The 13323-nt window shown below is 34.4% G+C and carries 23 protein-coding genes and 1 tRNA gene; 3 read left to right on the top strand and 21 right to left on the bottom strand.

The annotated features are described in order from the left end of the window. Nucleotides 1-122: 122 nt before the first annotated feature. From QVA17_RS00250 to QVA17_RS00160, 19 genes are all read right to left on the bottom strand, one after another. A complete protein-coding gene (locus QVA17_RS00250; RefSeq protein WP_287385587.1) occupies nucleotides 123-575 on the bottom strand; it encodes a hypothetical protein in 453 nt (150 codons plus the stop codon). A gap of 109 nt (nucleotides 576-684) precedes the next feature. Then, nucleotides 685-819: a hypothetical protein gene (locus QVA17_RS00245; protein ID WP_287385586.1), complete on the bottom strand. Its 135-nt coding sequence runs from the start codon at nucleotides 817-819 to the stop codon at nucleotides 685-687. Between the two features lie 4 nt (nucleotides 820-823). Beyond that, nucleotides 824-1150 carry a hypothetical protein gene (locus QVA17_RS00240; protein WP_287385585.1) on the bottom strand — a complete coding sequence of 109 codons (327 nt, stop codon included), beginning with the start codon at nucleotides 1148-1150 and terminating at the stop codon, nucleotides 824-826. A gap of 68 nt (nucleotides 1151-1218) precedes the next feature. Continuing rightward, nucleotides 1219-1578 (bottom strand): hypothetical protein, encoded by a 360-nt coding sequence (locus QVA17_RS00235; protein ID WP_287385583.1) that lies wholly within the window; start codon nucleotides 1576-1578, stop codon nucleotides 1219-1221. Between the two features lie 262 nt (nucleotides 1579-1840). Next, nucleotides 1841-2254: a hypothetical protein gene (locus QVA17_RS00230; protein WP_287385582.1), complete on the bottom strand. Its 414-nt coding sequence runs from the start codon at nucleotides 2252-2254 to the stop codon at nucleotides 1841-1843. 2 nt (nucleotides 2255-2256) lie between these two features. Beyond that, a complete protein-coding gene (locus QVA17_RS00225) occupies nucleotides 2257-2622 on the bottom strand; it encodes a hypothetical protein (protein WP_287385581.1) in 366 nt (121 codons plus the stop codon). A 46-nt stretch (nucleotides 2623-2668) separates the two neighbouring features. Next, the gene (locus tag QVA17_RS00220) at nucleotides 2669-2986 is read right to left on the bottom strand and encodes a hypothetical protein (protein WP_287385580.1); all 318 of its coding nucleotides are present in this window, start codon (nucleotides 2984-2986) and stop codon (nucleotides 2669-2671) included. A 3-nt stretch (nucleotides 2987-2989) separates the two neighbouring features. Next, entirely contained in the window at nucleotides 2990-3223 is a 234-nt protein-coding gene (locus tag QVA17_RS00215; RefSeq protein ID WP_287385579.1) for a hypothetical protein, read from the bottom strand. A gap of 23 nt (nucleotides 3224-3246) precedes the next feature. Further along, the gene (locus tag QVA17_RS00210; protein WP_287385576.1) at nucleotides 3247-3615 is read right to left on the bottom strand and encodes a hypothetical protein; all 369 of its coding nucleotides are present in this window, start codon (nucleotides 3613-3615) and stop codon (nucleotides 3247-3249) included. Between the two features lie 41 nt (nucleotides 3616-3656). Continuing rightward, entirely contained in the window at nucleotides 3657-4094 is a 438-nt protein-coding gene (locus QVA17_RS00205; protein WP_287385575.1) for a hypothetical protein, read from the bottom strand. Between the two features lie 4 nt (nucleotides 4095-4098). Next, entirely contained in the window at nucleotides 4099-4506 is a 408-nt protein-coding gene (locus QVA17_RS00200) for a hypothetical protein (RefSeq protein ID WP_287385574.1), read from the bottom strand. Continuing rightward, the gene (locus QVA17_RS00195; RefSeq protein WP_287385573.1) at nucleotides 4497-4790 is read right to left on the bottom strand and encodes a hypothetical protein; all 294 of its coding nucleotides are present in this window, start codon (nucleotides 4788-4790) and stop codon (nucleotides 4497-4499) included. Before QVA17_RS00195 ends, QVA17_RS00200 begins: the two co-directional genes overlap by 10 nt. Before the next feature lie 187 nt (nucleotides 4791-4977). Then, the gene (locus QVA17_RS00190) at nucleotides 4978-5250 is read right to left on the bottom strand and encodes a hypothetical protein (RefSeq protein ID WP_287385571.1); all 273 of its coding nucleotides are present in this window, start codon (nucleotides 5248-5250) and stop codon (nucleotides 4978-4980) included. Between the two features lie 220 nt (nucleotides 5251-5470). Beyond that, nucleotides 5471-5782 (bottom strand): hypothetical protein, encoded by a 312-nt coding sequence (locus QVA17_RS00185; RefSeq protein ID WP_287385570.1) that lies wholly within the window; start codon nucleotides 5780-5782, stop codon nucleotides 5471-5473. A gap of 28 nt (nucleotides 5783-5810) precedes the next feature. Further along, nucleotides 5811-6035, bottom strand: coding sequence for a hypothetical protein (locus tag QVA17_RS00180; protein WP_287385568.1), 225 nt, complete (start codon nucleotides 6033-6035; stop codon nucleotides 5811-5813). A gap of 834 nt (nucleotides 6036-6869) precedes the next feature. Continuing rightward, nucleotides 6870-6942 (bottom strand) — tRNA-Ser (locus QVA17_RS00175). Between the two features lie 1176 nt (nucleotides 6943-8118). Next, nucleotides 8119-8652, bottom strand: a complete 534-nt coding sequence (locus tag QVA17_RS00170) for a hypothetical protein (RefSeq protein WP_287385567.1) — start codon at nucleotides 8650-8652, stop codon at nucleotides 8119-8121. Between the two features lie 368 nt (nucleotides 8653-9020). Then, nucleotides 9021-9560, bottom strand: coding sequence for a hypothetical protein (locus QVA17_RS00165; protein WP_287385566.1), 540 nt, complete (start codon nucleotides 9558-9560; stop codon nucleotides 9021-9023). 130 nt (nucleotides 9561-9690) lie between these two features. Continuing rightward, nucleotides 9691-10158: a hypothetical protein gene (locus QVA17_RS00160; protein ID WP_287385565.1), complete on the bottom strand. Its 468-nt coding sequence runs from the start codon at nucleotides 10156-10158 to the stop codon at nucleotides 9691-9693. A gap of 1775 nt (nucleotides 10159-11933) precedes the next feature. Here QVA17_RS00160 and QVA17_RS00155 point away from each other — a divergent pair. From QVA17_RS00155 to QVA17_RS00145, 3 genes are read left to right on the top strand one after another with little or no spacing between them, the layout of a single operon-like run. Then, a complete protein-coding gene (locus QVA17_RS00155) occupies nucleotides 11934-12203 on the top strand; it encodes a hypothetical protein (protein ID WP_287385564.1) in 270 nt (89 codons plus the stop codon). Nucleotides 12204-12255: 52 nt separating this feature from the next. After that, entirely contained in the window at nucleotides 12256-12741 is a 486-nt protein-coding gene (locus QVA17_RS00150) for a hypothetical protein (protein ID WP_287385561.1), read from the top strand. Next, nucleotides 12713-12904, top strand: a complete 192-nt coding sequence (locus QVA17_RS00145) for a hypothetical protein (protein ID WP_287385559.1) — start codon at nucleotides 12713-12715, stop codon at nucleotides 12902-12904. Before QVA17_RS00150 ends, QVA17_RS00145 begins: the two co-directional genes overlap by 29 nt. 64 nt (nucleotides 12905-12968) lie before the next feature. Here QVA17_RS00145 and QVA17_RS00140 read toward each other — a convergent pair whose 3' ends face one another. Both QVA17_RS00140 and QVA17_RS12515 read right to left on the bottom strand, forming a co-directional pair. Continuing rightward, on the bottom strand, nucleotides 12969-13130 hold the full coding sequence (locus QVA17_RS00140) for a hypothetical protein (RefSeq protein WP_287385557.1): 162 nt from the start codon (nucleotides 13128-13130) through the stop codon (nucleotides 12969-12971). A 26-nt stretch (nucleotides 13131-13156) separates the two neighbouring features. Further along, the gene (locus QVA17_RS12515) at nucleotides 13157-13318 is read right to left on the bottom strand and encodes a hypothetical protein (protein WP_330635114.1); all 162 of its coding nucleotides are present in this window, start codon (nucleotides 13316-13318) and stop codon (nucleotides 13157-13159) included. Between the last annotated feature and the right edge of the window lie 5 nt (nucleotides 13319-13323).

Genomic DNA, 13323 nt, shown 5'->3' with positions numbered 1-13323 from the left:
ATCTTTGATATCAATTCCGAAATCTTGGAAAGACCTTGTAAAACATGCTCCTTCGTTGATATCATATTCATAGATTTTCTCTTTTGTATTAGTAGGATTAAGTATATCTTGTGAAGTTATAATTACTCTTCGCATAGATTTAAATCTTTCACAAACTTCTCAATCCAGGCTTCAACATCGAATCCTGCAGACAAAGTTTGCAAAGTAAGTTTACGCTGTACTTCCTCATAGTTTGGAACGTGGGGTAACTTCTTATCAACTATCTCATCAATGAAAGAGTTCTTTTGAAAGTCTACATATTCAGGACTAGAAATACTCCAGGGGAAAAGGTCATTACCAATTTCCTTATTAGAAATCTTATTAACCTTTGCCCTTAATTCTGAAATTTTACTTTCAATTTCATTTTTCTTGTAAACCAGTTCTTTTATTTCCTCACAACTGTCGATAAGTTCTTCCTGCTTCTTAGTAAAAGTGAGATTTTCTTTAATTTTCTTCTTTAATTCTTCTACTTTCTTACCAACTTCTTCCAATACTGTATCTACTACAGCCTGAATCTGATATTTCTTCCAATCCATAATCTATTAATTTATTTTAATTCTTGAGTTTAAAAATAATTATATAGGTAGTCCTTAAAAAGACTACCTATATATTATATATAATATTTTATATTAACTAGTATTAGCACTAAAGGGGGACCATTGTAAAAATCTGGTCAGGGTCATTTTGGTTCTCATTTTGTACTCTCTCGAGAGCTTTATCTGGAGTAGAAAATACTGCTACAAGAATTCCACTTGTAGCATTAAGCACACCAAATCGCATTGCTTTAATCTTCGCTATTGATATTCTTAATGAAATCCTGAATCTCCTTAAGAATCTGGCTCTTATCAGGTCCCATTTTGAAAGACCTTACTTCCGAGTTCAAATAATCCTTAAGAGCTTCCCTTGCAGAAAGAATTCCCATCATAATGCAAATATGCAAATCATCAGGGATATTCACATATTCAAGAAGTTTCCTGTACAAAGAAGCATTATCCTTAGGCTTGGGGTCTCCTACCATAACAGCTACAGTATTTGCTATTATAGCAACTTCTTTTGCAGTAAAAGTACGGCCATTATTCTCTACTTTAGGATTCGTAATAGCTTCAAACAATCTTTCCTCAATTAAATCTTGTGTCATAATTTTTATAAAATTTATAATTAATACTAAAGTTATTTTTATTATACTACAGGTATAACTTTTCCCATAAAAGAATTAGTTGAATTATCTAAATCTTCATACCTCATATAAAATGATAAAGGTATAACACTAAGTTCTTCGCAAAAACTGAATATTTCATCTAAATCTTCCTTAGGGATTCGATGATCTGCAACAATAACATTTGCTTTATCCTCAGTAAAACCCTCAGAATCTACATGTCCTAATCCTATATAGGTTATACATTTATTAAAAGATTCTTCTAGATTTTTAATAGTAGATTCATCAATTCCATTTGGAATTAATATAATTACAGTGCATAAAGTATCCTTACCTAAAGGATCCAAAGAATGTTTATTCTTTGCAAAATCTAATTTTTCCATAAAATATCTAATAAAATATTATACAAAATAAAGGGAGGATATAATATCCTCCCAAAACCGATTTATTAACTTTTATTTACCTAAGTCGATTGCGGACTTAGAGCCCCTCATGACCTAAAAGTCGTCACTCTCGGGTATAGTTTTTTTAATTTTTTAGAATTGTAATTTAGTGGCGATGGGCAGATTTGCACTGCCGTTCTCCCAACCTATAATATAGCATGTCGGGCGAGATAGTCTACTTCTCCACATCGCAAAAATATTATTATTTATTTAAAATCCGTGTAGATTCAGTTACAGGTAAATTAAAATTAGGAATTCCTGGACCAGACGTAGGAATATAAATAACAGTTTTATCATTCAAATTACCCTGTTGCCTTACCCATAAATACTGAATATATGTAGGTGTGATACTACCATTTTCAATTTCAATGGCTTTTGCAGCACCCTTTGCACGTTCAATCTCAGCTTGGGCATTAAGCTTTTCTGCTTCGAGATTAGCCTTAGCTTCTTCTACTTTAATACGACGATTTTGTTCTGCTTTAGCAAATTCTGCTTTACCAGACATTTCTTGTTCCCAGACTTTATATCTAGGACAGCCAAATGCCAGACCGCAAATAAAAGCAGCACAAACTAATAGGACAGAAAGTCCACTAAGAAATTTTCCAAAACTACCCATAATTATTCTTTTGTATTAAGTACATATTCAATACAACAATCAAAGCCTGTTTTAAAAGCTCCTTGAATTCCCTTTATGATGAAGTCAACTTTTTCTTCATCAAATATCATGTTGAGGGTTTTCTTAATTCCTATTTCTACAATTGAGGCATTAAAGACCTTAAGAGCCATTTCTTCAGCAAACTTAAGTTCTTTTTCAGTGAATTTGTCTGAAGTTGTGGGTTGTTCCATAACTGCAGCCTTTTCAATGCAATCCCAGCCACATTCAATAATCTCTTCACCTTTATCGTTAATGAAACTATAACCTCCATCTTCATCAATATTACTGATGGTTACTGTTTCACCTTTCTCAAAAATTATTCCTGCCATACAGGAACACGTACGAGATAAAACTACTTTTTGTCCTATGTTATATTCACTCTTCATTTGTTATATATATTTGTATATTTTTATTATTCAGTTCACAAGGAGATTCTGTATTATTTTTAATAATAATTTTATAAGGAATACAAAGATTCCAATATGAGTACATTAACTCTTTTACCAATTCGTCTTCTTCATAATAATAAACAGTTTCATTATCAATGTTTTTAATAATAATTATAGGAACTTCTTCTTTAGTTTGTCCAAAGAAAAGTTGATATGTTGAATTAGCTGGAATTTTAACATCAGGATATCCAACAAAATATTCATTAGATATCCTGATGTTTACTGGAAAATCTAAACCTCTCATAAACTATTCTATATTAACTACACCTTTAGAAAAGGCTTCTAGAACAGCTTCCTTAAGTATTTTCCCATCTAGTCTTTCATCTGCAAGTTTAATTAAACTTACAAAAAGTTTAACCATTTGCTCTTCATTACCTAAAAAAGTAGCATTTGCAGTTAAACCATTTGGTGCGATAGTCGCTACAAATACTGTAGAACTCTCTTCGTTAGATTGTTCTAACAAAGATCTTACAGTATCCATTACATCACTATACATAAATATAACTATTCTTTAAAAAGTTCTTCTCTAGTTAACGCTTCTAACATAACTCTAATTAACGATTCACAAGCACATCTCCTCTGAAAAGGTTCTGAAGAGTTAACTGACGAATCAATTAAATTTTGTATTAATTCGTTAGTAGTTTTTAATATAATTGAATCATGTTTAGAGTAATTGGGAATATATTTCAGAATATCTGTTGCTAAAAGTTTTTGATATTCAGAAAACCAATTAATATTCTCATTTATAGTTAAGCACATAGCTCCTATGACAGAAACTGAATTATCATCCAAATGAGTTATCATAGGAACTTTTACAAATTTCTTTTCTTGTTCTTTTACAAGTTTATCTTCTTTTTTAAGAAATTTAATCATAAAAAAGGTTATAATTAAAACAATAGTTACTATTAGCGGTATCATTTATTATTATTTTTTAAATAATTATAAACACTTCTAGGAATAATTGTCCATTCATCACTACGATCAAGTCTGATATAGACTTTTTCCTCTCCATTTTCACTAAAGAAGATTACAGAATTTCCCCAAGTATAATTAGGAGTACCGTCTTCATTTAAAAGATGTTCTTCTGTACAATATTCGTTTTTATTAAGAAGAGGTAAAACGAATTTTACCATATCTCGAATATCAATTGTTACTTCATGCTGAGTACGAATCCAATTAGAACACCAAGCAGATGGACCATCAACTGTAAGAGAACCATTAGTTTGAATACCACTGTTACCTACAAACCTTACATAATCATGAGCAACCCTAATAGATTGCTCATTTCTCATATCATGAGGTTCAAGTTCAATCTCAAACTTAGTATCTGATAATTGTTTAGTTATTTTCATATTTTTAATTAATTTTTATATCACCTCTTTTTCTACCTGACATAGCAGATGAATAAGTATGAATACTAGTATAACCAAGCTTTTTAGCCATTTCAGGCTTCATACCAATAGGAGCACCTTCACCTTCTTTACGATTATACTTAACAATCTTCTTCAAATTTTCTTCGATATCACTATCTAAAATATTAAATCTTGAGATAGAATGCCAAGCACTACTAAAATCAATTTCTTCATTATTGTCTAGCCACAAAAGACTAACTTCAGAATTACTCCCATTTTGGAAAGCCTGTAAAGAAGTGAACTCTACAATAGCTTTTTTTCCAGTTGTTTTATCTTGAATTAAAGTTCCAGGAACAATATTTTTATTTGCCATAATTATAAAAAATAAAAAATTAATAGATCCTATAACCAACCAAGTTTTTCGTAAATATAATTATACTTAGGATTATGGTTAGTTCTGTTTAACATAACATTTTTAAATCCATCAGGACTAAACCTTGGATATTTTTTACAGAAAAGTCTCCAACCATTCTCTGTTTGTTTAACAGAATTAATCCAAGTTTCAACTGAACATGTGCTGGGATCAGGAATTCTTGATACGCATTCATCAAGAAGGGCCTGACAAGTATCTACCATAGAAGCCTCATTAAAAGCGCCTTCTTCAAATATTTCTGCAAGTTTATCGTCGAGAAACATAATTATTTTCTTTTAAATGGTTTATTACGTTTTCTATAACGCATTCCATACTCTCTAGGAGTAATGATAGGTTGGGTATATAGCAAATCTTTAAAATCATTATAAAAATCTGCATAAGGATTGACTAATTCAAGTGTCATATTTATAAAAAATAATAAATATTATTAATTAATCATCAGTTAATACCTTAGAAAACATTAGAAAGCATGACTTTTAAATATAAAGCTATCATTTCCTCAAAAGGTACTTCTACAAAATCAGAGGCATTATGCCAAGCAGAACAATGACCTTTTTGATCACCATCTTTTAACCACATAATAGAGAGACTTTCATAATCATCTCCACCAAACTCATCAGCATAAGAGTATTGAACAACTCCATGTTGACGAGTATCTTTTTGCATTACAAGAGTTCCAGGTAAAAACCTATTATCTTTACTCTTTTTTGTTTTCTTTGCCATAATTGTAAATATAAAAATTAATAAAATAGTAGTTTAGCCAGGAATCGAACCTGGGCTCCATCCTTATAAGGGATGTACCATTGCCTGTTAATTCAGGTGCTAAGAAATAGTCTTCTCTTTTCCACTACATCACTAAACTAATACAATGATAAATTGTTACAATCAATTTATCAAAGGGTATGCATAGCGACTATACTATGCACACCAATTTATCATGAAATTACTTCTCTTCTTCAGGTTCATCAAGTTCCTCAAAGAGATACTTCTCAATACGCTTAAGCTGATCGATTTCAGCCTGAGCATCATCTTTCTCAGTGAGGGCTTCAGAGATACCAGAGATAAGATCCTGAGCATCAGAATCTACATCGAAATCACTAAGCAATGTATTCAGTGTATCATCTGCCTTAGCCATCTTTTCCTCTGAATTAATAATGGCCACTTCAATACACTTCTTGATCCTCTTTACTTTAGCATCGTTTTGCTTGCACTCAAGCTTGTTCATAAGAGCAAGCATAATTCTAGGCTTCTGCATAATAAAATAATTTTAAAATATTAATAAATTACAAACTAAAATCAAACTGTATTTTTCTCTTTTTATGAAAAGAAATTTTTGTTTTAGATTTCTTATTCTTTGATTTGGTTGATGTTTCAAACATAGAAGAAGCCCAAGACCAAATACTACCTTCTAATTTATATTTGAATCCATCATCAGGTATTGTACCTGGAGGACAAATAGAAGGTTCTAATAGTATAATTTTGAAGGTTTCTCCTGATAATTCTACCATTTTATCATTAAGTCCATGTCTGTAATGATCATTATCCTTCAGTGATAACTGTTTTATCTTAACAGTATCTCCAACTTTATATAACGGTTCCATTTTTTATAAATTTAAAATTAATAAAAATTAGCTGCCCTCGGTAGGACTCGAACCTACACCCTTAGTATAGTTATTATCACCCTATACCAAATCTCAACCTTGTTCCCTTTTATATAAATATCTTATAAAGATATTTACTATGACTATACCACTAATAGTCAAGGGTTTCGAGGGATGTGGACATGTACGTACATAACGTAAGAGCCTTGCCTACAAGTGATAATTGTAGATGGGGAATTGCGTTTTACACCAAAAACTTTATACTTAAATATTAATCTGACTCTCTCTTGTACTTTGAGCCACCAGATAGTACATATTAGACCTTAAACATCAAGACAGACGTTGTTTTTGTCTTGGCAACCCTAGTTGCATTGTAGTAATATTCCTATAAAGAAAAACTCGGTGTCCTCAACGTCTTGGAATGAGTTGAGTTTTTAAGTGAGGGTTTCTCAATTATACTCTTTTCCCACAAGTAGAGTTAGAATTCTATGTCATAAATATCTCTAATTTTAAGATATTTCTGACCATCTAAACGAGTAATACAGCACGAACAAATAGTCATTATTTGTTTTAATGTGAGAGGATCCCCCTTCAATAAGAAAGAACTATCTGTAGAAACAACAATTGCAATAGCAGTATCTTCGTGCTCTGCTTCTTTTATTTCTCCTTTTACTTCTATAGTAAAATTCAATTTATTAAATCTCAGTATCATTGTTTTAAAAATTTATAGTTAATAAATAGTTCAAGAGATTGGATTTGAACCAACAACCTTTCGTAATCAACGAACGCTCTCCCCAGACTGAGCTACTCTTGAAAAATAAGAATATGAGTGATTAGTTCATATCTTACAAAATACTAAAATTTACATATAATAACACATTAATGGCTCCTACCATTAAGTATCTCCAAACTATACGTTGTGTAATCCTGTAAAAATTAGTATTATAATGTCTGTCTATTCCAGACTGCCAACACCTATCTATTTATTATACTGTGATTGTGTGTCTCACAGTTGGGCATATTTAAAGACCCCTTTCCCAAAATGGTCCATCTAAAGATTTATCTACTTCAGTCTCCTTCGACACGCACTCTTTTTAACTCCCACAACCTTCCCTAGGCCAAAATAGGAAGGAAAGAGTATCTGAGGATTCGGACCTCAGCCAGCACTACGTTTTTTCATAAATAAATCAAATCTAGGGACTTGGTCTCGTCACCCTAGTGTATGGCTTAGTACCACCCGCCACTTTAGAAGGTTTCTATTCTGCCCTTAGTTCCACCTACAAGTATCTAAGAACGCTCCTGATTGCCATCACAGGACTAGGCATAGTCTTATTTATACTCACACTATGATACCGAGTAGCATTTTTAGTCCTTTATGGAGATTATACTCGCCACGTATAATCGAGATAGTTCGCGCGTGCAGGATGCCCTCCCCTACAACTATCCCCGAGTCTTATTCTGCGGTGCATTCAGAATAAAACTTATATAATATCTGCCCGATACTATATAACCAGAGGTGACCTGGATTTACAACTCCTATAAGTAAGGAAAAAATAATTTACAATCACAAATTGGGATTTGCAATTGTAAATTTACAAATGAAAATTGTGTTTACTTTTGTAAACAATTTAAAAAAGAAATTCTGTCATATTAAACAGCATAGCAAATATGGGATATGAGCTACTGGCATCTTTCAGCTGTTATATGCCATATTCCATCATTATAAAAAATAGTTTACAAATGCAAATTGTTTACAAATGCAAATTTAGAAATGCAAACAATTTACAAATGTAAATAGTTGAAAAGTATTTTATTATTAATAAACCCAATTAATACATAAATAATATCCATTGGGTTTCTTATCCAGAAGAGCATATATATACCGTCCTTCTGGAAGTTCAGAATGGTTAATAACAGGGTAAACCCCGCTCTCACCCGAGAGCGAGGTACCTTGTTTTATACCACGTACTGTGATTGGCATAGCCTAAGATTAGGCTACGTCAATCTGCCAAACGGTTTGCTCGCCCTCGCGGTCGGGCCTACCGTTAAATCCACGGATAATGGTCTTCACACGCTTGGGGTTGCTGAAGGTCAGAGTCTTACCAGCCAACTTAGACCAAATCTCCTGATTGGTCTCACAGTCAGCAATCAGATCAACAGCAGAACCACTGGTCTGAACCTCAACCTGAGTCTCGCGGTCGCGCACAAACTTGCACAACGTACCGCAGAACAACTCCTTCACGCTCTGCTTACCGTCCTTGTCAGTGCACAAACAATGAGCACGCAGAACAGGATCACCACCCTTATTGATAGGCAGTGCGAGCCACTTGTCCTTGTCCTCGGGATGAGCAGTGTCGGTAGGCAGATAAGGCACCTGTACCTTATCACCATCGTGGAATGTCGAAGCATCCAGGCTCCTGCGACGAGGCTTGTTATCAACAGCAAATGCGGCTTCACCGCTCACGAGAGGCTTGCCATTATTGATAGCAGTAGCCTCGGCACGACGCTTCTGGGCGTCAAACAAATTAGTTCCTTCCATAATAAATTTTAAAGGATTAAGTTTATAAAAAAATGTTACTGGTCAGCCTTTCCTGACGGTCAGATAATTAATAGTCCGCAATACATACGGTTTACACTACTAATATCAAATACATATAAAAGATGTAGAAATAACTACTAAGGCCCTTGATGGGCTGTGTCGCACTCCCTGGGTGCGAACCAGGGCACAGCCGTTACTGTCACACTTAGGTAGTGACCGACCTGACTAAAAACAGTTCAATTAATTCAAAAAATTACTAAAGATGTAAAAATAACTACTAGGGTGAAACGAAGTGAAACCCCCATAAAAAGGGGGTTCACTCCGTAAGGTGACTTACGCCACCGAAGAGTCGGTTAGACTTCTTCGATGACGTAAATCATAGTGTCGCGGGTAGTCACCATACCGTCACGGGTACGGGACTTGATGGTCTCGCGCTTCTCGCTGGTGACCTTGAAGGTCTTGCCAAACAAGGCGCTCCAAAACTCACCTGAGGTCACACACACCTGTGCAAGGTCCTGGGCGGTGCGACCGTCTTTGAGTTTGGTCACCGTGCTCACGGAAGTGCCGTCGGGCCTAATGCCTGTCTTGGCGAAGGTCCCGCAGAACACTTCGACAGGAATCTCGGCACCGTCACGCTGAACCTTGGCGAGCAAGCGCAGTACGGGCTTACCACCTTGACTGAGCGGGGCAGCGAGCCACTGGTCAGACTCCTGACTTGCAGGAACCTGGAACGTATCGTCCTTGTGAAGACGGATGCGTTCAGGGTCACGCGGGGGCCTGCCACCGCCACCTGCGGCAAATGCCTGCTGTGAGGTTACACACGAGCCGCCATTGCGGACGGCAGCCTGCTCTGCCTGACGGCGAGCGATTGCAAATAAATCAGTAGATTCCATTGGGATTACGTATTATTTGTTAATAAAAAGTTAATAAAATCATATATTTATATTAGATTTAAAAATAACTACTATGTCCAGCCCAACAACAACCCACAAATGTGGGTGTTGTTAGACGAGCGACGATGGGTTAGAAGCGTGCAACTTCAAGACCCCATTCTTCTGCTTCGCAGAGAGAGGTGTTCTTGGTAGTTGTGCGCCAGCATTCGTATGCGATAGGATGTTCATCATCCTTCTCGCCCACACCAGCGTAGATGTCGTTGGCTTTCTCACATTTCGTGGCCTTCTCTTCGGACTCGACCCAGCGAGTACGACGATAAGCCACAGGAATGGTGATATAGCCATTCGGCTCAACGTGAATCTTGCCCTGCAAGCGGACATCTTCAGAGCGTTCTTGAGTTGCCTTGGCAAGTCGAGACTGGAACTTGTTCTGGTCAACGACTTCAGCAGCGAAAGGCACGCCTTCGACAAGTCCGTTGACACAATCGTCAGGAATAAGCATGGCAATGCGTTCTGCGAGGTGTTCAACGGCTGGCTTATCAGTGTCAACGGCCTGCTGCATCAAGCCAGCAATAGCGATGGAAACGATAGTTTTCATAAGCGTTAATTTTAAAAAATTAATAAATCACATACATATATGAGGTTTAAAAATAACTACTAGAACCCAAACTCCCAAACCCCAATTAAGGGGTTGAGAGCGTGAATGATTACGAGAATGTGTGAAGGCCCTTCTCAACGCTAAAGAAACGCCAAAAATTGCCCTTAGCACTTCTTCCCCAATGGTACTTGAGGGTGCAGTGCTGAAGTTCCTTGAGAGCGGCTTCTTCGCTTGCAAAGTGATGCTTGACAGTTTCTCCGATAGAATTCCTGGTCAGAATCTCGGTCCCGAACAAGAAATTCAGAGACATTAAACCTTGCTTGCGAAGGCAACCCTGTTCAATGATAACAGGAATGCCTAAGATAGGACGTTCATAGCCCCTACGAGGGTCAAAGACTTCCACTTGCTGAGGCTCATCACTGGTAATCTGAACAATGGCACCATTCTTGGGCCACAGAATTTCTAATGTTTCCATATCGATACGAATTAAAATGTTAATAAATCACATATATAAAATGTATGTGAAAATAACTACTAGAACCGAACAAAACCTAAACCCACGAATGTGGGTTAGGTTTGTAAGTCAGAAGACGGGACAAAGCGTCAGGTTGGGGTCAATGCGACCTGTTTCCTTGTTCTCAGCATAGTCACGGCATTCCTGCTCGCTTCCGCTGAAAACTTCGATGCCATTGTTCACATCAATTACAGCCCAAGGCTGCATTTGCTTGCTCGGTCTCTGATTCATAATGGGATTTTCCATAATCGTACGAATTTAGGAATTAATAAACGTTAATAAATCAAATAGATATATTAGATGTAGAAAAAACTACTAGACCGCAGGGGAAAACTAAAAAATATTTTGATTGACCCCCCCTGGGGGTGGGTCTTCAAAATCGATTTCATTTTCCATTTCGAGGAGGGCGGGGGTCTTCTGTACTACTGTACTTTCCCTTACATAATATCAATAATTTTTTTGTTTTATAAATTTTTATTATATTTGCAAAAAAATTTTAATTATGGACTGGAATAAAATATAGAAAATTGCAAATCTAGTGAGTCTTTATAAAAAAGGAAGTAAGATTCACATTAAAAAAGAAAATCGTGGTAAATTTACATCTTATTGTGGTGGTAAAGTAACAGATGCCTGCATTAAGAAAGCTAAAGCAAGTGGTAACCCAACTTTAGTTAAAAGAGCAACTTTTGCAGAGAATGCCCGTAAGTGGAAACATTAACATCATTTAACACAAATAATTTTTACACATTATATATAATATATATCTTTGTAGTGTTAAAAATTTAAAGACATGAATTATATAAAGGAATTAGAAAAATTATTGGATTCATATAATCGATAGCATTCAGAAGTTTATAATAAAATGTTATTTTCTCTTGCTTAGGATATTATGAAAATGTTAACAGATGATGAACTTACTAAGATATACGAAAAAGAAAATGAATTATTTAGTTTCTTATCTTCTCAACGTGAAGAAGATATATTATAGAGACCTGATTTAATTCAAAAAGCTATAGATACATTTGCAGAATATCTAAGAAATAAAGACATAACTTTTGAAGATTTTCAACAAATGGAACTCTCTGAAGTTAATGAATATGTGTCTAACTTTATAAAAAATAAAGATTAGAAAACATTTGATGCTATTCTACAATTAAAAAAGAGTCTTCAATAAAGACTCTAATTATTCTCCTCTGGTGTAATGGTTAGCACTGCGGTCTCTAAAACCGTAGGTCAAAGTTCGAATCTTTGGGGGAGGACTATGACAACAGAAGAACAAAAAATACAAGAAGAACAGCAGATAATGCAAACATTTATAATTAACAGTAATAATTCTATTAATTTATGTATGCAATTATACGAGTTTGCTGTACAACACAATTTACAAAATACTCAAGTATTTATAAATTGGCAAGATAGATTAAATAAAATATCTGTGATGTATCCTAACATAATAGATATTACAAATATTCAAGATACTCAAGAAACAATTAAAATTAATGACGATGGTAGACAAAATCAAAACTCTTAAAAATTTAAACAAAAAGTTTCCTCGATTCCAATTGGAAACACTATTAACAATTATGGATTGCATTGAAGATGAAATTAACATCTTCCCAATCAACACAATCGCTAACACTAATGATACTGTTTTAAAACCACCTTTTAATCCTACTTGTGAAGTAAGTAATAAAGTATGTTCAACTACTAATAATTATAATCCGAATTCAACTCTAACAGCTGAACTACCTATTGAACAAGTAAACAATAATGCTAATTATATAGGATATTGCAGTATGTCAGAGACCACTCCAGATGGCACAGTATACAAAATAACAGCGAAAAATGATAATGGTCATGAGGAATGCCATGCATATGTTAATGATGAAGAAGTTGGTATAGAATTTCCTCCTAAAAGTAAAAAGTGTCCTCATCTATGTGATAAAACATCTTGTAAAATAAATATCTTAACAGAAGAGGATAGTGAAGATTATGAAGAAGATTGTGAATATGATAATGATGATGAGTATGATGACATCTTTGAAAAAATCACTAGGAGCACTTATTGAAGAGCAAGTTAAACGTCTAGAATTATTAGATGGAATAACAGAAATTTATATAAACTCTAAGGAGTTTCAAAATTTAAATCCAAAAGAACGAGAACTTGTTTATAAATTAAAAGCAACTCAAAAAGAACTTTTAAATACTATAGATAAATATATTAAGTATTAAAACAAAAAACCCTGACTCAGTTAAGAGCCAGGGTTTATTTTTTATATAAGACTTAAGTATTTCTCTAAGGTGGTACATCACCACTATCAAAACCAGGTTCATCATTTTCTCCAGGTGCTTCTGAAGGATTATTTTCTTGTTTCTCACCAACTGAAACTTCCTTTAAAGAAAGGCCAAATGTATGATAACCTACATACTTATCTTTAAATAATTTTTTTACACTCATTTTTTACTTAAATAATTTATAATACCCTATTTATCTATATCTACTAATAAATCAATTCCTTCTTCAGAAGTTCCCCATCTTAAGTCTTCTTTATTATCATGGAAAAAATGTTCTACTAAAACAGATGGGCAATTAGAATTTTTAATTATATAAAAATTACTTTCATAATCATGATCTCCATCTACCATATCCT

The sequence above is a fragment of the Lachnospira sp. genome (genome assembly GCF_016290755.1).
Lineage (GTDB): Bacteria > Bacillota > Clostridia > Lachnospirales > Lachnospiraceae > Lachnospira > Lachnospira multipara.
The sequence above is the reverse complement of the archived record's forward strand: the minus strand, read 5'-3'. Positions and strand labels throughout refer to the sequence as shown.